The sequence below is a fragment of the Rahnella sp. RFA10(1/100) genome (assembly GCF_004195115.1).
GTDB lineage: Bacteria > Pseudomonadota > Gammaproteobacteria > Enterobacterales > Enterobacteriaceae > Rahnella > Rahnella perminowiae.
In genome coordinates this window covers 11855-33587 of the sequence record NZ_SEWR01000002.1, presented here as the reverse complement: position 1 = coordinate 33587, position 21733 = coordinate 11855, and the positions used below count along the sequence as shown (strand labels likewise).

The following is a 21733-nucleotide window of genomic DNA, read 5'->3' as shown; positions in this document are numbered from 1 at the left end:
GCGAACGGTTGATGGTCAAAGGTCAACCTTAGCATTTTGATATAAAATGTCAGGCTGAAAGCTATTCTTTATAGTCAGAAGTATTGTCAAAAAATGGGAAAGACTCTCCTTATTTCCTCCATTTTCTGCTGAAACATTCTGGCTACACTGTAAGCCGGTCTGCAGGTTAATTCCCGCCTGAAATACCGCAACAATGATTGTGCTGATGCGATGACTCATGAAATCTGAAAACACTGACACTTTACCTCCTTCCACGCCGCTGCCAGCTTCAGTTCGCTGGCAATTATGGATCGTCGCCTTTGGCTTTTTTATGCAGGCCCTTGACACTACGATCGTTAATACTGCCCTGCCGTCGATGGCCCGCAGTCTGGGTGAAAATCCGTTGCACATGCATTCGGTCATTGTGGCTTATGTGCTGACGGTCGCGGTGATGTTACCGGCGAGTGGCTGGCTGGCGGACAAAGTCGGGGTTAAGTGGGTATTTTTTTCAGCCATTGTGCTGTTCACGCTCGGTTCGCTGCTGTGCGCACAATCGGAAAGCCTGCGCGAACTGGTGATGTCACGCATCGTTCAGGGGATTGGCGGCGCGATGATGGTGCCTGTTGGCCGGCTAACAGTGCTGAAAATTGTCCCGCGCAGCGAATACATGGCAGCGATGACAATGGTGACATTGCCCGGTCAGGTCGGCCCGTTACTGGGCCCGGCGTTAGGCGGTTTTCTGGTGCAATATGCAAGCTGGCACTGGATTTTCCTGATCAATTTGCCGGTCGGTCTGGCCGGATGCATCGCCACATTAATGATCATGCCGAACTATAAAATGCAAACCCGGCGCTTTGATATCAGCGGGTTTGTTATGCTGGCAGTGTGTATGGCCACGCTGACGCTGGCGCTGGAAGGCAGCCGCAGCATGGGGCTGACGGCGCTGGAAATCGTATTACTGGTCATCGCCGGTGGTGCGGCGCTGGGCATTTACTGGTTACACGCTCGCGGTAATCTTTCAGCACTGTTTTCCTTGCGCCTGTTCCATACACCGTCTTTTAAAATTGGCCTGACCGGCAGCTTGCTGGGGCGTATCGGCAGCGGCATGCTGCCGTTTATGACACCGGTCTTCCTGCAACTTGGAATGGGCTTTACGCCCTTCCATGCCGGACTGATGATGATCCCAATGGTGCTGGGCAGCATGGGGATGAAACGCGTGGTGGTCCGGCTGGTGAATCAGCTAGGTTATCGTTCGGCACTGGTCAGCGCCACATTGCTGCTGGCATTGATTACCCTGATTTTTCCGCTGGTGGCGATTTACGGCGCCGTATGGATGATCCCGATTGTGCTGTTCTTCCAGGGAATGGTGAACTCGCTGCGCTTCTCGTCGATGAATACCCTGACACTTAAAGATTTACCGCCACGCCTTGCCAGCAGTGGCAATAGCTTACTGTCGATGATCATGCAATTGTCAATGAGCCTCGGTGTCAGCGTTGCCGGTTTACTGATTGGCCTGTTCGCACACCAGCAAGCAATGACACCTGACAGCAGTACCCTGCACACCGCTTTTCTGTATTGCTATATGTCGATGGCGCTGGTGATTGCCCTGCCTGCCTGGGTATTTTCCAAAGTGCCGCCTGACAGGCAGAAAAACGCCATCATTAACCGGCGTCGTGCGGCGGCCGCTTCCCCCGATCCGATGAGAAAATCATGAAACCTGGTATCACCGCCAAGCTGTTTATGGCCATCTTTTGTACCTGCGCACTGGTGTTGATCATCATGAACTGGGGCGTGCGGATGAGCTTCGAAAGAGGCTTTATTGACTATATCCGTCAAAGCAACGAACAGCGCGTCGAACTGTTAGCGGACACGTTGCAGGAGCAATACAAGCAGCATGGCAGCTGGGAGTTTCTGGAAACAAATGATCGGTTGATCTACCAGCTGATGCGCTCCTTTGAACAAAACAGCAGTTCGAAAATGCCGCCACAGGGCTGGCGGACAAAATTCTGGATCCTCGACAGTCACGATCGCCGGATCGGCGGTTACGATCAACCGGTCCCGCCCGATCTGCAAGGGCCGCGTCGCGTGATGACCGTCAATGGCGTGATCATCGGTTCAGTAATTTCCACGCCCGCTGAGCGCCTGACCCGCGATGCCGATATCAACTTCGAGCGTCAGCAGAGCCGCACCAGTTGGATGATTGTCGCTTTTACCGCACTGCTGGCCGCCGTCGTAACCTGGGTGTTATCTCGCGGTATGCTCGCGCCGGTAAAACGGCTGGTTAATGGCACCCATCAGCTTGCTGCGGGAAATTTCAGCACCCGCGTGGAAGTCGACAGTGAAGATGAACTGGGGAAACTGGCGCAGGACTTTAACCAGCTGGCAATGACGCTGGAGAAAAACGAACAGATGCGCCGGGCATTTATGGCAGATATTTCCCATGAGTTACGCACCCCGCTGGCGGTATTGCGCGGTGAGCTGGAAGCCATGCAGGATGGTGTGCGTAAAATGACCGTCGGTTCACTGGAATCGCTGCAATCTGAAGTGGCGATTCTGACCAAACTGGTCGATGATCTGCATCAGCTTTCTCTGTCAGATGCCGGTGCGCTGGCTTATCGCAAAGTCGATACCGACGTTGTACATCTGCTACAACTGGCCGAGGCTGGCTCGCGTGACCGTTTCCACAGCAAACAGTTAACGCTCAACAGCCATCTGCCGGAAAGTGCTGAAGTCTTTGGTGACCCGCAGCGGCTGTCGCAGCTTTTCAATAATCTGCTGGAAAACAGCCTGCGCTATACTGATCCGAATGGCGGCCTGGAAATCCTGGGAGAAATCTGTGAAAAAACGCTGAATCTGATTTTCCAGGACAGCGCGCCGGGCATCAGCGATGAGCAGCTCATCCGTATTTTTGAACGGTTTTACCGTACCGAAGGCTCGCGTAACCGCGCCAGCGGCGGCTCGGGTTTAGGTCTGGCAATTTGCCAGAATATCGTCGAAGCCCACGGCGGGCAGATCAGCGCAAGCCACTCCCCGGCGGGTGGCGTACGCATTACGGTCGTCCTGCCTCTTTCTGTCCCACATGGCCCGAGAAACTGAATGAACGACTCTGCATTGTCCGGCCCTGCGCCGTTGAAAATCCTGATCGTGGAGGATGAGCCTAAACTCGCCCAGTTACTGATTGATTATCTCGAAGCGGCAGGTTATGCCACGCAGTGGTTACCCGACGGCAACGACGTGGTTACGCTGGTTAAAACCCAGCCCCCGGCACTGATTCTGCTGGATCTGATGCTGCCGGGCAGCAGTGGTTTAACGATATGCCGTGACATCCGCCAGTTCTCCGATGTGCCGGTCATGATGGTGACTGCCAAAACGGAAGAAATTGACCGTCTGCTCGGGCTGGAAATTGGCGCAGATGATTATATCTGTAAGCCTTATAGCCCGCGGGAAGTGGTCGCGCGCGTGAAGGTTATCCTGCGCCGTTGTGTACGTCCGGATGAGCACGTGACAAAAGATACCGGCCTGCATATTGATGAGGCTCGCTTTCAGGCCACTTTTCAGGGACACGAACTTGAGCTGACTCCGGCGGAATTTCGTCTGCTAAAAACCCTGTCTGTGAAACCCGGGTATGTCTTTACCCGGGAAGTGCTGCTCAATAATCTTTATGACGATTACCGCGTTGTGACGGATCGCACCATCGACAGCCACATCAAAAACCTGCGCCGTAAGCTCGAATCACTTGATGGTGAAAAGGCATTTATCCGCGCGGTATACGGCGTCGGTTACCGCTGGGAAGCGGAGCCTTGCCATTTAGTTTAATGTTCTTCGGGCCGGCAATTCAGGTTTGTAAAGTTACTGAAAGTCTGTCGGCCAGCTCACATTTCATACCTTAAATTTCCGCTATCGCCGCGAAAAAGTCTCCATTAACTACACTTATTTCTGAAAAATAACCCCTCTTATGGAGATTACCTTTATGGCTAATAGCCACTATGAGCTGATTAAGGCGAGGAACGGGCAATATCACTTTATCCTTAAAGCCGGTAACGGAGAGATTCTTCTCACCAGTGAAATGTATGCCAGCAAAGCATCAGCGGAAAACGGCATCTTATCGGTACAAAACAACGTCTCAGAAGAAGCCCAGTACGAGATCAAACCCACGAAAGACGGGCAGTTTTACTTTGTCCTGAAAGCAAAAAATCATCAGGTCATTGCCATAAGCGAGATGTACACCGCACCCCGCACCGCTAAAAAAGGGGTGCTGTCCGTTATCAAAAACGGGCTAAGCCCGGAGATCCGTGATCTCACCCAGCAAATCGCCTGACCTCGTTATCCTGAGGTTGCTACATTTCCTGCTGCAACCTCAGGATCCAAAAATTGATCTGCCCCGGTAAAACTTCAAATACCCACACGAACTGGCTGCTTTTAAACAACTCAGACGTTACAATTCTGACCTTTCGTCGCCCCGCATCCGGGACGGCCCTGACTTGTGATCAGACTGAGATTGACTATGTTTACCCGCGATTCTTTTGTTCCGGAACTGCTGTCCCCTGCCGGCTCCCTGAAAAATATGCGTTATGCTTTTGCCTACGGTGCTGATGCGGTTTATGCCGGCCAGCCCCGCTACAGCCTGCGTGTGCGTAATAACGAATTTAACCACCAGAACCTGGAAACAGGCATTAACGAAGCCCACGCCCTGGGTAAAAAATTCTATGTGGTGGTCAATATCGCCCCGCATAACGCCAAGCTCAAAACCTTTATCCGTGATTTACAACCGGTCATAGATATGGGACCGGACGCCCTGATCATGTCCGATCCGGGCCTTATCATGATGGTACGCGAAGCGTTCCCGCAAATGGATATTCACCTCTCGGTGCAGGCCAACGCCGTGAACTGGGCAACAGTGAAATTCTGGAAACAAATGGGGCTGACGCGCGTCATTTTGTCCCGCGAGCTGTCGCTTGAAGAGATCGCTGAAATCCGTGCTCAGGTGCCGGACATGGAAATAGAAATTTTCGTGCACGGTGCACTGTGCATGGCGTATTCCGGCCGCTGTCTGCTTTCCGGTTATATCAATAAACGCGATCCGAATCAGGGGACCTGCACCAACGCCTGCCGTTGGGAGTATAAAGTTCAGGAAGGCAAAGAAGACGCCATCGGCAACATCGTGCACCAATACGAACCGATCCCGGTTCAGCAGGTAGAAGCCGCAGAACCCACGTTAGGCATCGGCCAGCCGACGGATAAAGTATTTATGCTGGAAGAAGCGATGCGTCCGGGTGAATACATGAGTGCTTTTGAAGATGAGCATGGCACTTATATTATGAATTCTAAGGACCTGCGTGCGATTCAGCATGTGGAAACCCTGACTAAAATGGGCGTACATTCGCTGAAAATAGAAGGCCGTACCAAATCCTTCTATTATTGCGCCCGCACCGCACAGGTTTATCGCCGTGCCATTGACGACGCAGTGGCCGGAAAACCGTTTGACCCGACGCTGCTGTCAACGCTGGAAGGCCTGGCGCATCGCGGTTATACCGAAGGTTTTCTGCGCCGTCATACACATGACGCACAACAGAACTACGAATACGGTTTCTCGGTCAGTGACCGCCAGCAATTTGTCGGTGAATTTACCGGTAACCGTAAAGATGGCTGGGCAGAAATCGACGTAAAAAATAAGTTCAGCGTCGGCGACAGCGTGGAAATGATGACGCCGCAGGGCAACGTTCAGTTCACACTCGACGCGTTACGCAACAAAAAAGGTCAGCCGACCGACGTGGCACCGGGTAATGGCCACTTCGTTTATGTTGCGCTGCCGGAAGATGTCAGCCTGGAATTCGCTATTTTGTTGCGTAATCTGCAAGAAACCGACACCCGGAATCCGCATTCAAAATAAGGAATTCTTCGAAAATAAGAATTCGATCACATCTATTTTTAGAGTAGCTGGTTAATATGTATTCGCAATTTACTTCGAATGCAAAATAAAGCACCGGACTACACTAGGAACCACCTCCTTGGCCAGCTCAATCTCCCTTGAGCTGGCTTTTCTTTGAATATTCGGGCAACTTCTTGTACTTCCATTCATCAAACAAATAATCTCTTTCCTCCCTAAAAAAATAAAATATCTTTTGCAGATAAATAAGTATTTTATTGAATGACTTTAACTGAAATTATTTAATACCAAAGAGAACGCTTCACTGATTTATCCGATAGCCAAATACGGTCACAATCATCTATTGTTGTTATGTATAGATAAAAGGAGCATACATGACCACAGCACTGCTGATTTTAAACGGAAAAGGGGCCGCCATCGAAGAACTGCGCGAGGCGGTGAGCGCACTGCGTGACGAAGGCGTCAGACTGCATGTACGGGTCACCTGGGAGCAGGGTGATGCGGCTCGTTATGTCGCCGAAGCCGTTGGTCTTGGCTGTGAAACCGTGATCGCCGGCGGCGGTGATGGCACAATTAACGAAGTGGCGGGTGCGCTGGCGCAACTCAACGGTGTAAAGCCGGCGCTGGGAATTGTGCCGCTGGGGACGGCGAACGATTTCGCTACCGCCTGCAATATCCCCCCGGTGCCTGAGCAGGCACTACAGCTGGCGGTAAAAGGCAACGCTGTTGCTATCGATCTGGCACGCGTCAATAGTCAGCATTTCTTTATCAATATGGCCACCGGCGGCTTCGGGACGCGCATCACCACAGAAACTCCGGAAAAACTGAAAGCGGCACTGGGTGGCGTTTCGTATTTCATCCACGGGCTTTTACGTCTGGATACGCTCAAAGCGGATCGCTGCGAAATCACAGGCCCGGATTTTCAGTGGGAAGGCGATGCGCTGGTGATCGGCATCGGTAATGGCCGCCAGGCCGGTGGCGGACAACAGATTTGCCCGGACGCATTGATCAACGACGGCCTGCTGCAGCTCCGTCTTCTGACGTCAGAAGAGCTGCTGCCGTCATTCCTGCGTAGCCTGCTCAATAATGAAGAAAACAAAAATATCGTTTCCGTCAGCCTGCCATGGCTCGACATCACCGCGCCCCACGACATGACCTTCAACCTTGACGGCGAACCGCTGACCGGTAAACAGTTCCATATTGAAGTGTTGACTGGTGCCATTCAGTGCCGTTTACCCCCTCAGTGTGAGCTGCTCGGCTGATATCCTCCCTTCTCATTGTTCATTCTCTGTACTGTGATCCGTCTTGCAGTACAGAGGAATTCTGCTCTCCTTTTTGTGATCTGGTCCGATAAAACACGTTTCGCATACTTGTATGGTAGATATACATTACTTAATTTTACTCTGCCGATGTCGCTGAATACTTCATTTATGAACTTCTGCGGGCACAAACGACGCATTTCTTTTTACGACTCTTATTTATCCGGTGACGGAATGCAGGGGTAGTATGATTAATCATCATAAAGAAAGACCGATATCGGTAAAAAATATGCTGGCCTACGGCGGGGGAGATTTCTTCGGCGGGGGATGTTTTGCGGTATTGGGTCTGTGGATAATGTTTTTCTATACCACCTATGCCGGATTAAGTCCCGCAGAGGCCGGTGCCGTTATTGCTACAGCACGCCTGCTGGACGCTTTTTTCGATCCGCTTATGGGGTATGTCACGGATAATTTCTACCGTAATGCGTGGGGTAAAAAATACGGCCGCCGAGGTTTCTTCTTCTTATTTGGTGCTCCGCTGATTATGGTAACCTACATTATTATGTGGGTCAGCGGCATGGGATTCTGGTATTACCTGCTCACTTATATTTTATTCTATGCCGCTTATACGCTGGCCATTGTACCTTATGAAACACTGGCAGCGGAAATGACCTCCAGCTTTAAAATGCGCACCAAACTGACTGGCGTGAGAATGTTTTTCTCTACCGGCGCCGCGATATTAGCCGCCTGGTTACCGGGCCGGATAATTGCCTATCTCGGTGAAGATTCATCATCATCGTTTCTGATTATGGGCGTCATTTTCGGCGTACTGTTTGCCGTGGTGATCCTGATGCTTTACTTTTACACATGGGAGCGCCCGATCCCGGTTGATGTCGCCGCGCCAAAACTCTCTTTTCGCCGCGACATGAAACATTTGTTTAAATCCCTGATCTCGACGATGAAAGTACGCACCTTCCGTCAGCACGTGGGGATGTATCTGGGCGGTTATGTCGCTCTCGACGTACTCGGTGCAGTGCTGGCCTACTACATTATTTTTGTCCTCGGACAAAACGCCGTGACGGCCTCGAATGCCATGACATTAATGACACTGGTACAGTTTGTCTGTGTCGCGCTGTTTATTTTCCTGTGCATGAAATTAGGTAATGGCGCATCTTACCGTATCGCACAGTTATTTATGTTAGCCAGTGTCGGGTTGTTTTTAGCCATCCATTTATTACAACTGCCGTTTAATATGGCGCTGATTTATCTCTCCGTCATTTTAATGGGTGTTGGCCGTTCAGGTACCAGTTATGTTTGCTGGAATATTTACAGTTTTATTCCGGATGTGGATGAAATGCTGACCGGAAAACGACGCGAGGGGATATTCGCCGGCGTCATGACTTTCGTGCGCAAAGCCGTTCAGGCGGTGGCTTTATTTGGGGTTGGCCTGTTATTACAGCATTACGGATTTACCCCGAAAAGCGCAACACAACCTGCTGAAGCCGTGTACGGGATCACGCTGGTATTTGGCACAGGTTCAGTCATCTTCCTGCTGGTGGGTTTATACAGTTCAATGAAATTCCGTCTGACACGTCATAACCATGCGTTGCTGGTCAATGAGATTGAGCGCCTGAAAGCCGGCGGCAGTAAATATGATGTCACACCGGAAACCCGCTTAATTACCGAACAGCTGACCGGCTGGCCATACGAAAAATGTTGGGGTGATAATAATATTCTTAGCCAGACGGAAGAATTATCCACACTCACGCCAGATGATCTCTCAACCGGAGCCGACCATGCAAAGAATTGAATTCAGCCTGATGCAACAGACTATCTTTCACGCCCTGCAAAAAGCGGGACTTGATGAAGCAAGCGCACGTACCTGCGCACGCATACATACAGAGTCCAGTTGCGACGGCATTTCATCCCATGGCCTGAACCGTGTGGCGCGTTTTGTCGATTACGTCAATAAGGGCTGGATTGATATTCATGCCAAACCGGAGCTGGAAAAATCCCTTGGTGCCATCGCCATCTATAATGGCAACCGCGGTATCGGCATCACCAATGCCTTGTTTGCCGTTGATAAAGCGGCAGAGATGGCAAAGGAATACGGTGTCGGCATTGTCGCGCTGAAAAACAGCAGTCACTGGATGCGTGGCGGAAGTTATGGCTGGCATGCGGCACAACAAGGCATGGCGGCGATTTGCTGGACCAATACTGAATCCTGCATGCCCGCGTGGGGCGGCAAAAACACCCGAGTGGGCAACAACCCGTTCGTGATGGCCGTACCCCGTGCCAGAGGCCCGATCGTACTGGATATGGCAATGTCGCAATATTCCTACGGCAAATTGCAGGTCACGCGGCTGAAAAATGAAAAACTGCCCTTCCCCGGCGGCTACGACAAAGAAGGTCATCTCACAGACGATCCTGGTCCTATCGAAGCCTCTATGCGTATTTTACCGACGGGTTACTGGAAAGGCTCCGGACTGGCCATTGTGCTGGATGCCATGGCCGCGCTGTTATCGGCCGGATCACCCACCAATGAGATCGACAAAATTGGCAAAGGCAGTTGCACCGGTGCCAGCCAGATTTTCATGGTATTTGACCCGACACAACTCGGGGGTGCCGAATTCACCGAACGCATGGCCGACAGCGTCGCAGACTACGTTAACCAGTCGGAACCTGCCGAAAACAGCCGCGATGTCCGTTATCCGGGCCAGACCGCTGCATCTAACCGTGAACAAAACCGCCGTCTGGGCATCCCGGTCGATGAAGCGGTATGGAACGAAGTTATGCGCCTGGCGGAATAGTCTCCGCTTTTTCCTGCCAAATAACGCCTGTTAACCGCAGGCGTTTTCTTTTTAATCCCTGCAACATTTCCCTCACAAAGTGTGATCCTCTCCGGCAAAAAACGCTAAACATACTTGTATGGTAGTTAGCAAAAGGCGTATTTATAACCAAAGAAAATGCATCCTACTTTTACTGCAAAAGGTCGTAACCGATGAAAATCGTGAATGCTGAAGTTTTTGTCACCTGTCCGGGACGCAACTTTGTGACGTTGAAAATCACCACTGAAAGCGGGCTGACCGGCATTGGTGATGCCACACTAAATGGCCGCGAATTACCGGTCGCATCCTATCTGAAAGATCATGTGTGTCCGCAGCTGATCGGCCGCGATGCGCATCAGATCGAAGACATCTGGCAGTTTTTCTATAAAGGCGCTTACTGGCGTCGCGGACCGGTCACCATGTCTGCCATTTCTGCCGTGGACATGGCGTTATGGGACATCAAAGCCAAAGCCGCCAATATGCCGTTGTACCAGTTGCTCGGCGGCGCATCCCGCACCGGCGTCATGGTTTACTGTCACACCACCGGTCATTCCGTTGATGAAGTACTCGATGATTACGCCAAACATAAAGAACTGGGCTTTAAGGCGATCCGCGCACAATGCGGTGTACCGGGCATGAAAACCACTTATGGCATGGCGAAAGGCAAAGGTCTGGCCTACGAACCGGCGACGAAAGGCAACTGGCCGGAAGAGCAGTTATGGTCAACGGAAAAATACCTCGATTTCACGCCAAAACTGTTCGAAGCCGTGCGTAATAAATTTGGTTTCGATGAACATCTGCTGCACGACATGCACCACCGCCTGACGCCCATCGAAGCGGCGCGTTTTGGCAAAAGCATTGAAGAATATCGCCTGTTCTGGATGGAGGATCCGACGCCTGCTGAGAATCAGGAATGCTTCCGCCTGATCCGCCAGCATACCGTGACACCAATTGCCGTCGGCGAAGTGTTTAACAGCATCTGGGATTGCAAGCAGCTTATCGAAGAACAGCTGATCGACTATATCCGCACTACGCTGACGCACGCTGGCGGCATAACAGGTATGCGCCGCATCGCCGATTTCGCCTCGTTATATCAGGTGCGCACCGGCTCGCACGGCCCTTCCGATCTTTCGCCGATTTGTATGGCTGCGGCCCTGCATTTCGACCTGTGGGTGCCGAATTTCGGCGTACAGGAATATATGGGGTATTCCGAGCAAATGCTGGAAGTCTTCCCGCATAACTGGACGTTCGACAACGGCTACATGCATCCGGGCGAAAAACCGGGTCTGGGCATTGAGTTTGACGAAAAACTGGCGGCGAAATATCCGTACGAGCCGGCGTATCTGCCGGTGGCCCGTCTGGAAGACGGCACGTTGTGGAACTGGTAAGGGAGCGAAACATGAACAGCGTCGTTATTGAGCAACCTGGAAAATTAGTCATCGAGCAACGTGCTTTGCCGGTACCTGCCGCCGGCGAAGTACGAGTTCGGGTCAGTCATGCGGGCATCTGTGGTTCAGATGTGCATATTTATCACGGCCACAATCCGTTTGCGAAATACCCGCGGGTTATCGGCCATGAGTTCTTCGGCCACATCGACAGCACCGGCGAAGGCGTCGATACCGCACGTATCGGCGAACGTGTGGTGATCGATCCGGTAGTCAGTTGCGGGCATTGCTACCCGTGCTCGATCGGCCGCCCGAATGTTTGTGCAGAACTGCAGGTTATCGGCGTCCACCGCGATGGCGGTTTCAGTGATTACGCCTGTGCACCGGCGAAAAACGCCTATGTGGTGCCGGAAGTGATCCCGGACAAACTCGCCAGCATGGTCGAGCCGTTTACTATCGCAGCGAATATCACGGCATTTCTCAAACCGACACCGCAGGATACCGCACTGATATACGGCGCAGGTCCGATGGGACTGACGGTGATTCAGGTGCTGAAAGGGGTTTACGGGGTGCAGAAAGTCATTGTCGCTGACCGTATCGACGAACGGTTGCAGATGGCGCAGGCAAGTGGCGCAGACTGGATCATCAATAACAGCGACCGCAGCGTGACTGATGTGCTGGCTGCAGAAGGTATACGCCCGACACTTATCGTCGATGCTGCCTGCCATCCGGCGATCTTACAGGAGGCCATTCTGCTGGCGTCTCCGGCAGCACGTATCGGTATGATGGGTTTCTCCGGCGAGCCGAGCCTGATCACGCAGCAAAGTATCACCAGCAAAGAGATTTCACTGTTTTCTTCACGCCTGAACAGTCACCGGTTCCCGCAGGTTATTGAATGGATGGAGCAGGGAAAAATCGCGCCCGAAAAACTGGTGACGCACTGGATGCCCGCCAGTGAAGTAGAAGCGGCATTAACGCTGTTCGAGAAAGATCAGCGTTCCTGCTGCAAGGTTTTACTGACATTCTGATTTAGCGTTAATTTTTGCAACAAGGCGGGAAGGTTTCAAATATCTTCCCGCCTGCCGTACCTCATATTCTACCTATAAAAACGCAACACTATTAAAACGACACCTACAAGTGGAGCACGCATCTATGTTTAAGAACCTACGCTGGATCATCGTATTCCTGCTGTTTCTGGTTTATATGATCAATTACCTCGACCGCGTTGCGCTGTCGATTACTGTGCCTATGATAGAAAAAGAACTGACCATTAATCCCGAGCAATTCGGCATGATATTTGGCAGTTTCTTCTTTGGTTACGCGATATTTAACTTTATCGGTGGCCTGGCCGTGGATAAATTCGGCCCGACGCTGGTGATGGGATTAGCTGTCGGCTTATGGTCAGTATTTTGTGGCATGACCGCTATCGCGACCGGCTTTTATTCCATGCTGATTTTGCGGGTATTATTCGGCATGGCCGAAGGCCCGATTTGTGCTTCGGCAAATAAAATGATCAACGGCTGGTTCCCGAAGAAACAGGCGGCAACCGCGATGGGCTTGCTCAGTGCCGGTTCTCCCCTGGGTGGCGCAGTGGCCGGGCCGATTGTCGGATATCTGGCAATTTCCTTCGGCTGGCGTCCGGCGTTTATGGTCATTGCCAGTATCGGCATCGTCTGGATGGTGGTGTGGTTCTTTACGGTTGCGGATAATCCGCTGAAAAGCAAACGCGTTTCACCGGAAGAACTGCGTTTAGTTGACGAAATGAAGAATGAGCATTTAAGTGAAGAAGAGAATATGGCGCAGGCTTCACACGGTCTTGGGTATTATTTACGTCAGCCGATTATTCTGGTTACTGCATTTGCCTTCTTCTGCTACAACTATATTTTATTTTTCTTCCTCAGCTGGTTCCCGGCTTATCTGGTACAGGCACATGGACTGAATATTAAAGAGATGAGCCTGACGACAGTTATTCCCTGGATTGTGGGTTTTGTCGGCCTGGCATTGGGTGGTTATATTTCTGATAAAATTTTTAATATTACCGGCCGCTTATTGCTGTCGCGTAAAATTATATTAGTGGTCAGCCTGTTAGCTGCGGCTGTTTGTGTCGCACTCGCCGGGATTGTCACCAGCGTGGTTCCGGCAGTCATCCTGATGTCAGTGTCTATTTTCTTCCTGTATACGACCGGTGCGATTTACTGGGCGATTATCCAGGATGTGGTGCATAAATCCCGCGTCGGCGGCACCAGTGGATTTATTCATCTGGTCGGCAGCATCTCGGGTATCATCGGCCCGGTCGTGACGGGTTTCATTGTTCAAAACACCGGACGCTTTGACAGTGCCTTTATTCTCGCTGGCGGCGTCGCCGCGCTGGGCGCTATTTTGGTGTTCTTCGTGATTAAACCGCCAAAACACCTGCCCGACTCCACGCTGTCTCACAGCTGATGGTCTGAATGTGCATGTCGCTCCCCGTCAACGGGGAGCGCAGCCAATATTCAGTCAGATTACAGGATGGCGATTTTATTCGTCCACCCACACCCGCATTTCTCCCTCTCCGCGATTCGCCCAGGTAAAGTACGGTACAAAGGTCAGGGTTTGCGGCACAGTGTCTTCCACAGGCGGATTATAGTGATAAAGCGGCTGCTGACTGGCCTGAACGGATGCCCGGCGCCCGCCCTGCGCCTGCAATAATGTTTTACCGGCGAACAATCCGCTGCCGGAAAACAGGCGGAACGTTGCATCATGCGGCAGGCGGATGTTATGCAGCTCACTGCCGTTGTCAGCCTGCTCAAGGCAATACACCAGCGGCCCCCGCTGCACTGCCACTTTGCCTGCAACGTGCCGCAACAGCGCATTGCCTTTCACCCGTATCACCGGCATCGGCAGTATCATTTCAAGCCGATCGCCTTTCTGCCATGTCCGGGTCAGACGCAGATATCCATGTTGCGTCAGGCTGGCCAGCGCCAGCGGATTACCATCGAGCGAAACCTGCGGGCTGTCACACCAGTCGGGTAAACGCAATGCCAGTGTCGCCTCCAGCGGCTGATCGGTATCGACGTCAATCAGCACGCATTCTGTCCACGGGTAGCCGCCGGACTGTTTCAGCCGCAACGCTTTTCCGCCAATTGTCGCTTCGACATCGCTGCCGATATACAGATTGATATCCACACCGTCCGGGCGCTGGGTATAGATATAGTGGCCGAGCGATGTCAGCAGACGCGCAATATTCGGCGGACAGCAGGCGCAGCCGAACCAGCGCTGACGCACCGGTTTTACATGGTCATAAATGTGGTTGAACGGAATGCTTTTCGGATGCACTTCCAGAGGATTGACATAGAAGAAATGTTTGCCATCAAGCGCCATCCCGGCCAGCACAGTGTTGTAGAGCGCCCGCTCCATCACGTCGGCATAACGGCTGTCAGGATCCATCTGCAACATACGGTTGGCGAACATCATCAGGCCAATCGATGCGCAGGTTTCGGTATAAGCCGTGTCATTGGGTAAATCATAATCGGAAGAAAAAGCTTCACCGCTGCTTTGCGATCCGACAGAACCGGTAATGTACATCTGCCGCCGGGTCATATTTTCCCACACACGCTGGCACACTTCGCGTTTTTCCTGATCCTGACTCAGCCGCGCCAGATGGGCCACACCGGCATACAGATACACAAAACGTACCGCATGGCCGACAGCCGTTGTCTGCAAGGCCACCGGCACATGCGCCTGGCTGTAGGCCTTGTCTTTCACCATCCACGCCGGTCCGTAGGTATTCCAGTGCGATGTTTTTCCACGTTTTTCATATTCGATATCGTAGAAATGCGGCTGTGTACCCCGTTGCTCAACAAAATAACGGGTCAGGTCAAGATAACGCTTTTCGGCGGTTTGTTCATACAGACGCATCAGTGCCAGCTCAATTTCCGGATGTCCCGGGTAGCCATGCAACTGCTTCTCACCCGGCCCGAAGACATGTGCGATGTGATCAGCCAGCTTGCAGACAATCTCCAGCAAACGGGTTTTGCCTGTGGCCTGCACATAAGCCACACCGGCTTCAATCAGATGTCCGGCGCAGTAAAGTTCGTGACATTCAGCCAGATTAGTCCAGCGTTGTTGCGGCTCTTTGACGGTGAAGTAAGTATTCAGATAGCCGTCAGGTTGCTGCACTGCGCCGATCAGCTCAATCAGTTGATCGGCCGTTTCCTCCAGCGCGGGATCCGGCGTTTTCGTCAGTAAATACGCCACCGCTTCCAGCCACTTAGCAACATCACTGTCCTGAAAAACCATACCGTAGAATTCACCATCACTTTGCCCGGCGGCAATACGGAAATTTTCAATCGCGTGACTTGGTTCGGCGTCGGCGACATCATCATTGAGCGCTTTCCACTGGTACGGCACCACCACCTCTTTCACCAGACGCTGATATTCCAGCCAGAATGCATCGGAAACATTCACCTTTTGCAAAGGCACTTCTAAAGAATCTACCGGAGAAAACGGCATACAACCTCCTGAAAAAGTTAAATTAAATTTTTGCAGCTAAATCGTGCGACATCCGCGACAGCAATTTGTTATCGAGTTTGCAAAACATCAGCGTTCCCGCCAGCAGCAGATGCATCGCCGCCGGTAACAGGGTTTCCAGCAAGGTGATCCCGCCGAGTGATGCCGCAGTCTGGTGCTCTGCGCCAGCCTGATAAGAGACCAGAATGAAGACCAGGCTGATGATCCCGGCACTGGATGCCCAGGCCAGTTTGATAAAGAAGAGGTTGAAGGCAAAGTTCATGCCGGAGGAACGGATACCGTTTTTCCAGTGCCCGTAATCATCGGCGAACGCCATGATGGAAAAATGCAGCGGCAACGTGAACCCGAGGATCACGCAGTGTACAAAGATGATACCGAGCCACAATATCTGGTGATGTTCACCGGCAGGAACAAACCACAGCATCAGGGAAAACACCGCCAGTACCAGATTTGTCAGCATATACAGCCGCACGCTGTCGATGAATTTGGTCAGCTGATTGACGATGACCGCGCCGAAAATGGAAGCCAGTGTCACCATACCGAAGAACAGCGAAGCGTAGCCTGCCCCGCCTTTCAGCACATACGTGATGAAATACATATAGCCGCCGCCGCGCAGATTGAACACATTGATCAGCAGGAAAGACATCAGTAAAACCAGCAACAACTGATCGTTTTTCAGCAATCCGCGGATGTGTTCTTTAACGCTGAACTGCCCGAGCAACGCAAGGGGCAGGCGTTCGCGCACGGTGAAGAAACACCACAGAAACATCACTACCGCCACTGCACACAGCAACCCCACGCCCTGCTGATATCCCAGTGCCGCATTGCCTTTACCCAACACCTGTACCAGCCACGGCAGCCCGACGGATACCATAAAGCCCGCTACACCGCACAGGACAAAGCGCCACGACTGACAAGACATCACTTCGCGATGATCGGTGGTCATGGTGTTAATCAGTGCGCAATACGGCACGTTGATTGCCGTATACGACACGGAAAGCAGGAAGTACGTGAAGAAGGCGTAGGCAATTTTGGCATCTCCACTCAGGCCGGGCACCGTAAAGGTGAGAAACCCGATCACGCCAACAGGTAACGCAATCCATAACTGCCAGGGACGAAAACGTCCCCAGCGACTTTGCGTACGGTCAGCCAGTATGCCCATCAGCGGATCGGAAATCGCATCAATCACCCGCAGGGAAATAAACAGCGTACCGACGATAGCAGGCGTCAGCCCGAAAACATCGGTATAAAAAAATGTCAGAAAACTGGTGATCAGACAGGTCATTATCGTGCCACCGGCATCACCTAATCCGTAACCGATTTTTTCACTGACCGAAAGTCTGGCATGGGCAGAAGTTATTCTGCTCTCTCCGTTTACCGTTGCAGAACCGGTATTAACTGAATCTGTTGGCATTATTTTTCCTCGCTTTTATATCGTTATTAATAAGCTGTAGGAACACAATAAATAAGGCTAATTATGGGTGTCAGCCCTGGATTTAAATAAGGTACGCCATAAATCTGGCATAATGGCCTCATGCCAACAAGAGGAGGATAAAGTAGTTAAACGGGACAATTCCGACTCACGATCAGAATCTGTGAAGCAGATCAAAACCTCTTTAAACCTGGCTGGAGATGCATGTTCTCTATGCTACTGTCAGGTATATCCAGCCTGATGAGTGCCTTAAAATGACTGAAATGCTTACCTTTCCCGTCAATATCCCGGTGAAAGTACAAAACGGCGGTTTGTTCATTTCCCGCGGAATAGGCACACATCCGACCCGGAGACTCAGTTCGCATGAATTAATTTATGTTGTCCGGGGCTCATTGTCTTTACAGGAAGAAAATAGCCGTTTTGATTTACACGAAGGAGAAAGTCTATTGTTATTTCCCGGCAGGGAACATAAAGGCGTCACCACCTTTGATGCTGATTTAAAATTTTACTGGCTGCATTTTGATATTGTGAAAGATATAGCAATAAATAATTCACAGCAAAATAATCCCTCTTTACAGCTGAATATTCCACAACATTGTAAAGTCAGGGACCGCGAAACGCTGCTAACGCTGTTCAGATTATTTTTATATGAACAGGAACGCGGCGGTAATTCTCTGGATCTGTTTCTGATTTTGCTGTTAGAAGAAGTCTCGCGCACCTGGCCGGAGAATGTTGAACCGGGCGGCCCCGGTGTGGCGCTGGCCTATAAAGCCCGTCAGCTGATTACGACACAATTCCATCTGCCGCTGGGAGCCTCTGAACTGGCGGAACGGCTGCATTGTAATGCCGATTATCTCGGGCGGGTTTTCCGCCTGACCTTTCAGATGACGCTGACAGAGGCGCTGCATAAACAACGGGTCTCGGCAGCAGAAAAACTGCTACTGGCCAATACCGGCAATGTGGCGGACGTGGCACGCCTGACGGGGTTTAACGACGTGGCGTATTTTCGTCGGGTATTTCGTAAACTACTGGGCATTACCCCTGCGGCCTACAAAAAGCTGTATTGCCGTGAGCATATAAACTCCCAATAATTTGATAAAACCTTGCGCTAACAATCTCAAAAACATCAGAAAACTCATGTTAGTATTGGGGTCTTCCGACTTTAAAGACAACTTTTGCCCATGACAGACTCCTTTGAATTTCTCAGTAATGTGCCGGTTAATCAGCAGATTTATCGCACCTTGCGTCAGGACATCGTCACCTGTGCCATCGCACCGGGGGCATTCCTGTCGGAGAAAGAGATTTCCACACGCTTTAATGTGTCCCGTCAGCCGGTTCGTGAAGCCTTTATCAAACTGGCCGAAGCCGGACTGGTTCAGGTTTTACCGCAACGCGGTACGTATGTAATGAAAATTTCCTCCAAACGGGTCGCTGACGGACGTTTCATTCGCGAAGCCGTTGAAACCGCCGTGGTACGCCGTGCAGCCATGGTCGCTACGGACAAAGATCTGGCGCTGCTCGGACATAATCTTGAGCGTCAGACACTGGCAGCAAAGCGTCAGCAAACGCAGGAATTCCTGCTACTGGATGATGAGTTCCACCGCACGATCGCACAAATTATCGACTGCCGTCTGGCATGGGAAACCGTCGAGCACATCAAAGCGACAATGGATCGCGTCCGCTTTCTGACACTCAGCAAAGTGTCACCGCCGGAAAATCTGATTGCACAGCATTATGCGATTTTTGACGGACTGCAAGCGCATGACCCGGACGCCGCAGAAAAAGCCATCCGTATTCATTTGCAGGAAATGATTTCCACCATTACGCCCATTGCCGAACAAAACAGTGACTGGTTTGATGCCGAGTAAGTAAAGGGAGGAAGTACAACACAAGCAGTTTGCGACGGCGTTCAAATTTTGCGGGTTAGCCCTGAAATCTGTATGACAACTTGGTGTAAGCTGTAAACCACACCAATATCGTGGATACTTTTATGCCAGCCGCTGCCACCCTGAAAAAAAGCTACTACAGTGCCGATCAGTCACTCTCCCTCTCCCAACTCGATAACGAGAAAATCAGTCAGATCGTCCGGGATCTGGACGTGGCAGAAAGCGAAAAAGAACATTACGTCACGGGCTGGATGGGCCAGAACAGCGTGGTCCTGGTGAGGAATTATCAGGACAAACGGGGCACGTCCAGCGGCCTGGTGATGTCGCGTGGCAATCGTTACAAACTCACCGTTCAGGCCATCACTTTCCGTATCCCCAAAGTGCTGCTGTGGGTCACGTTCCGCCGTAAGCCCCGCACCATGACCGTGATTGCCTATAACAAGCTGGGCGAACAGGCGACCGGCCTGCAACAGTTCATGCATGTGCAGGATCCTGAACTCAGGGAGAAGCTGGAGCAGGACTGGCGTGAACTGAACGATTATCTCGGCATGGCCTGCTGGCAGATGGATAACAACCGCCCGCAATGGCGCCAGTTGCACGGCGAAATCACGTCGCAATCCCTCGTTTCGCTGGCTGAATCGCCATGGTTCAGCGGTAAAAAACTGCAAAAAGATGGCGAACTGGAAGGGTTGTGGTTGCACGGGCAGTTTATTGGCCGACGCAGCGGCGAACAGGCGGCATTGCTGCTGTCATGGAAAGACGAAGAGAACGACGATATTGCCAGCTATCTGTTTGAACGGATGTCAGCGGACAAAATTCGCGTGATGCTGCGCCCGCGTAAAGAAGAAAAATTCTATCCGCTGAACCCGTTTGATGCCGTGCATTTGCAACAGGCACTGACGAAATTCCGTCAGGCTGAACAGGCGCTGAGTGAAACCCTGCGCCTCGCATAATCTGTGGTTACCACCAGCGGTGGAAATGATGTACCGGCCCGATGCCGTGACCGACGTCAAGTGAATCGGCCTGCATCAGCGCCTGCTGTAAATAGTCTTTGGCTTCACGCACAGCACCGGCCCAGTGTTGATGACGCGGACGTAAAGCGGCCAGCGCGGCCGACAGCGTACAACCTGTGCCGTGAGTATGTCGGGTATTCACGCGCGGCGCAGTAAACCGCTCGCGGGAACCCGGTGTAAACAGCCAGTCAGGGCTTTCCTCATCGCTCAGATGCCCCCCTTTCATCAGCACTGCGCCACATCCCATCGCCAGCAGTGCTTCTCCCTGCTCACGCATTTCGGTTTCGTTCACTGCGACCGCACATTCCAGTAACGCCGCCGCTTCCGGCAGGTTTGGCGTAATCATCGAAGCCTGCGGGATCAGCAAACGGCGCACCGCATCAACGGCTTCCGGCAGCAGCAAAGGATCGCCACTTTTCGCCAGCATCACGGTATCCAGCACCACAAACGGTGGCTGATAATGCCGGATCCGCTCCGCCACCGCTTCCACAATCTGGCTGTTTGCCAGCATGCCAATTTTGGTACTGTCGATCCGCACATCGCTCAGTACGGAATCAAGCTGTGCTGAAACAAACCCTGGCTCAATGTTATAGACCGACTGCACACCACGGGTATTTTGGGCTACCAGCGCGGTGATCACACTGGTACCGTACGCGCCAAGCGCCGAAAAGGTTTTTAAATCCGCCTGGATCCCTGCCCCGCCACTCGGATCAGTGCCTGCAATCGTCAGTGCATTAATACGTTTCATTATCTGCCTCGCCGTTCAGCCATTCTTCGCCCATTAAATACAGATTATCGAGGAATTCAGGCGTGAAACTGCCCGGCCCTTTCACGGCCATACAGGCGCGTTCGCCCGCGCAGGACATCACCCGACAGGCGGCGGCCACGTTATCCAGACGATCGCCCGGCAAAGCCGCAAAGGCGGCTACTACTGCGGATAGTGCGCATCCTGTTCCCACCACTCGGGTCATCATCGGGTGCCCGCCAGCCACAGCCCAACTGCGCTGGCCGTCGGTGACATAATCGGTTTCACCGGTGACAGCCACGACTGCGCCGGTCTCACGCGCCAGTTGCTGTGCGGCAGGTAAAGCAGAAAAGGAATCATCGCCGCTGTCAACGCCGCGCCCGGACGCACTGACGCCGCTGAGGGCCAGGATTTCGGAGGCATTGCCGCGGATTGCTGCGGGTTTAAGTGTGATGAGTTCACGACAGAATTCTGTACGCCAGTTCAGGCCGCCGACGGCAACCGGATCCAGTACCCAGGGCTTTCCGGCCTGACTGCCTGCCTGAATGGCCGCCAGCATTGCCTGCGCATGGGGATGTGTCAGCGTACCGACATTGACCAGCAGGGCATCGGCGATGGCACTAAATTGTGCCGCTTCGGCGGGATCAACCACCATCGCAGGAGATGCGCCCAGCGCCAGCAGGACGTTGGCGGTAAAAGATTGCACCACGTCATTGGTCAGGCAGTGAACCAGCGGCGCTGCAAAGCGAAGTTGTTTCAGAGAAGTGGCGGCTAAAGCGCCGGGAATGTAGGTAGGTCGGGTATTCATAA

At 52.2% G+C, this 21733-nt stretch carries 18 protein-coding genes; 14 read left to right on the top strand and 4 right to left on the bottom strand.

Going from position 1 to position 21733, the window contains the following annotated elements; genetic code table 11:
- Window positions 1-217 precede the first annotated feature (217 nt).
- From mdtD to ETV65_RS06825, 11 genes are all read left to right on the top strand, one after another.
- Window positions 218-1693, top strand: coding sequence for a multidrug transporter subunit MdtD (gene mdtD, locus ETV65_RS06875; protein WP_129952179.1), 1476 nt, complete (start codon window positions 218-220; stop codon window positions 1691-1693).
- Window positions 1690-3075: a two-component system sensor histidine kinase BaeS gene (baeS, locus tag ETV65_RS06870; protein WP_129952178.1), complete on the top strand. Its 1386-nt coding sequence runs from the start codon at window positions 1690-1692 to the stop codon at window positions 3073-3075. Before mdtD ends, baeS begins: the two co-directional genes overlap by 4 nt.
- The gene (gene baeR / locus ETV65_RS06865) at window positions 3076-3795 is read left to right on the top strand and encodes a two-component system response regulator BaeR (protein WP_129952177.1); all 720 of its coding nucleotides are present in this window, start codon (window positions 3076-3078) and stop codon (window positions 3793-3795) included.
- A 154-nt stretch (window positions 3796-3949) separates the two neighbouring features.
- Window positions 3950-4297, top strand: coding sequence for a YegP family protein (locus tag ETV65_RS06860; RefSeq protein ID WP_129952176.1), 348 nt, complete (start codon window positions 3950-3952; stop codon window positions 4295-4297).
- Window positions 4298-4483: 186 nt separating this feature from the next.
- Complete coding sequence (gene yegQ / locus ETV65_RS06855) at window positions 4484-5869, top strand: tRNA 5-hydroxyuridine modification protein YegQ (protein WP_129952175.1); 1386 nt, start codon at window positions 4484-4486, stop codon at window positions 5867-5869.
- 371 nt (window positions 5870-6240) lie between these two features.
- Window positions 6241-7128: a lipid kinase YegS gene (gene yegS, locus ETV65_RS06850; RefSeq protein ID WP_129952174.1), complete on the top strand. Its 888-nt coding sequence runs from the start codon at window positions 6241-6243 to the stop codon at window positions 7126-7128.
- 244 nt (window positions 7129-7372) lie between these two features.
- Window positions 7373-8935 (top strand): MFS transporter, encoded by a 1563-nt coding sequence (locus ETV65_RS06845; protein ID WP_129952173.1) that lies wholly within the window; start codon window positions 7373-7375, stop codon window positions 8933-8935.
- A complete protein-coding gene (yiaK, locus tag ETV65_RS06840; protein WP_129952172.1) occupies window positions 8922-9935 on the top strand; it encodes a 3-dehydro-L-gulonate 2-dehydrogenase in 1014 nt (337 codons plus the stop codon). The genes ETV65_RS06845 and yiaK overlap by 14 nt, the downstream gene beginning before the upstream one ends.
- A gap of 191 nt (window positions 9936-10126) precedes the next feature.
- Window positions 10127-11341, top strand: a complete 1215-nt coding sequence (gene rspA, locus ETV65_RS06835) for a starvation-sensing protein RspA (protein ID WP_129952171.1) — start codon at window positions 10127-10129, stop codon at window positions 11339-11341.
- 11 nt (window positions 11342-11352) lie between these two features.
- Window positions 11353-12366, top strand: a complete 1014-nt coding sequence (locus ETV65_RS06830; protein WP_129952170.1) for a Zn-dependent oxidoreductase — start codon at window positions 11353-11355, stop codon at window positions 12364-12366.
- 124 nt (window positions 12367-12490) lie between these two features.
- Window positions 12491-13780, top strand: coding sequence for an MFS transporter (locus tag ETV65_RS06825; RefSeq protein ID WP_129952169.1), 1290 nt, complete (start codon window positions 12491-12493; stop codon window positions 13778-13780).
- Window positions 13781-13855: 75 nt separating this feature from the next.
- On the opposite strand, the gene ETV65_RS06820 is transcribed toward ETV65_RS06825, so the two are convergent.
- Both ETV65_RS06820 and ETV65_RS06815 read right to left on the bottom strand, forming a co-directional pair.
- Entirely contained in the window at window positions 13856-15829 is a 1974-nt protein-coding gene (locus ETV65_RS06820; RefSeq protein WP_129952168.1) for a beta-L-arabinofuranosidase domain-containing protein, read from the bottom strand.
- A 22-nt stretch (window positions 15830-15851) separates the two neighbouring features.
- Entirely contained in the window at window positions 15852-17261 is a 1410-nt protein-coding gene (locus tag ETV65_RS06815; RefSeq protein ID WP_129952167.1) for an MFS transporter, read from the bottom strand.
- Window positions 17262-17533: 272 nt separating this feature from the next.
- On the opposite strand from ETV65_RS06815, the gene ETV65_RS06810 reads away from it, so the two are divergent.
- From ETV65_RS06810 to ETV65_RS06800, 3 genes are all read left to right on the top strand, one after another.
- On the top strand, window positions 17534-18370 hold the full coding sequence (locus ETV65_RS06810; protein ID WP_129952166.1) for an AraC family transcriptional regulator: 837 nt from the start codon (window positions 17534-17536) through the stop codon (window positions 18368-18370).
- Between the two features lie 90 nt (window positions 18371-18460).
- On the top strand, window positions 18461-19147 hold the full coding sequence (locus ETV65_RS06805) for a GntR family transcriptional regulator (protein WP_129952165.1): 687 nt from the start codon (window positions 18461-18463) through the stop codon (window positions 19145-19147).
- A gap of 122 nt (window positions 19148-19269) precedes the next feature.
- A complete protein-coding gene (locus ETV65_RS06800; protein ID WP_129952164.1) occupies window positions 19270-20118 on the top strand; it encodes a hypothetical protein in 849 nt (282 codons plus the stop codon).
- A gap of 7 nt (window positions 20119-20125) precedes the next feature.
- Here the strand turns inward: ETV65_RS06800 and thiD are convergent, their stop codons facing one another.
- A complete protein-coding gene (gene thiD / locus ETV65_RS06795; RefSeq protein WP_129952163.1) occupies window positions 20126-20926 on the bottom strand; it encodes a bifunctional hydroxymethylpyrimidine kinase/phosphomethylpyrimidine kinase in 801 nt (266 codons plus the stop codon).
- Complete coding sequence (gene thiM, locus ETV65_RS06790; protein WP_129952162.1) at window positions 20913-21731, bottom strand: hydroxyethylthiazole kinase; 819 nt, start codon at window positions 21729-21731, stop codon at window positions 20913-20915. The genes thiD and thiM overlap by 14 nt, the downstream gene beginning before the upstream one ends.
- Window positions 21732-21733 lie beyond the last annotated feature (2 nt).

Excerpts from the sequence above, each read along its gene's own strand:
- ETV65_RS06815 (WP_129952167.1), bottom strand. The coding sequence starts at position 17,261 with ATGCCAACAGATTCAGTTAATACCGGTTCTGCAACGGTAAACGGAGAG.
- thiM (WP_129952162.1), bottom strand. The coding sequence starts at position 21,731 with ATGAATACCCGACCTACCTACATTCCCGGCGCTTTAGCCGCCACTTCT.
- mdtD (WP_129952179.1), top strand. The coding sequence starts at position 218 with ATGAAATCTGAAAACACTGACACTTTACCTCCTTCCACGCCGCTGCCA.
- yiaK (WP_129952172.1), top strand. The coding sequence starts at position 8,922 with ATGCAAAGAATTGAATTCAGCCTGATGCAACAGACTATCTTTCACGCC.
- ETV65_RS06830 (WP_129952170.1), top strand. The coding sequence starts at position 11,353 with ATGAACAGCGTCGTTATTGAGCAACCTGGAAAATTAGTCATCGAGCAA.
- ETV65_RS06810 (WP_129952166.1), top strand. The coding sequence starts at position 17,534 with ATGACTGAAATGCTTACCTTTCCCGTCAATATCCCGGTGAAAGTACAA.
- rspA (WP_129952171.1), top strand. The coding sequence starts at position 10,127 with ATGAAAATCGTGAATGCTGAAGTTTTTGTCACCTGTCCGGGACGCAAC.
- ETV65_RS06800 (WP_129952164.1), top strand. The coding sequence starts at position 19,270 with ATGCCAGCCGCTGCCACCCTGAAAAAAAGCTACTACAGTGCCGATCAG.
- thiD (WP_129952163.1), bottom strand. The coding sequence starts at position 20,926 with ATGAAACGTATTAATGCACTGACGATTGCAGGCACTGATCCGAGTGGC.
- ETV65_RS06860 (WP_129952176.1), top strand. The coding sequence starts at position 3,950 with ATGGCTAATAGCCACTATGAGCTGATTAAGGCGAGGAACGGGCAATAT.
- baeR (WP_129952177.1), top strand. The coding sequence starts at position 3,076 with ATGAACGACTCTGCATTGTCCGGCCCTGCGCCGTTGAAAATCCTGATC.
- ETV65_RS06820 (WP_129952168.1), bottom strand. The coding sequence starts at position 15,829 with ATGCCGTTTTCTCCGGTAGATTCTTTAGAAGTGCCTTTGCAAAAGGTG.
- ETV65_RS06825 (WP_129952169.1), top strand. The coding sequence starts at position 12,491 with ATGTTTAAGAACCTACGCTGGATCATCGTATTCCTGCTGTTTCTGGTT.
- yegQ (WP_129952175.1), top strand. The coding sequence starts at position 4,484 with ATGTTTACCCGCGATTCTTTTGTTCCGGAACTGCTGTCCCCTGCCGGC.
- yegS (WP_129952174.1), top strand. The coding sequence starts at position 6,241 with ATGACCACAGCACTGCTGATTTTAAACGGAAAAGGGGCCGCCATCGAA.
- ETV65_RS06805 (WP_129952165.1), top strand. The coding sequence starts at position 18,461 with ATGACAGACTCCTTTGAATTTCTCAGTAATGTGCCGGTTAATCAGCAG.
- baeS (WP_129952178.1), top strand. The coding sequence starts at position 1,690 with ATGAAACCTGGTATCACCGCCAAGCTGTTTATGGCCATCTTTTGTACC.
- ETV65_RS06845 (WP_129952173.1), top strand. The coding sequence starts at position 7,373 with ATGATTAATCATCATAAAGAAAGACCGATATCGGTAAAAAATATGCTG.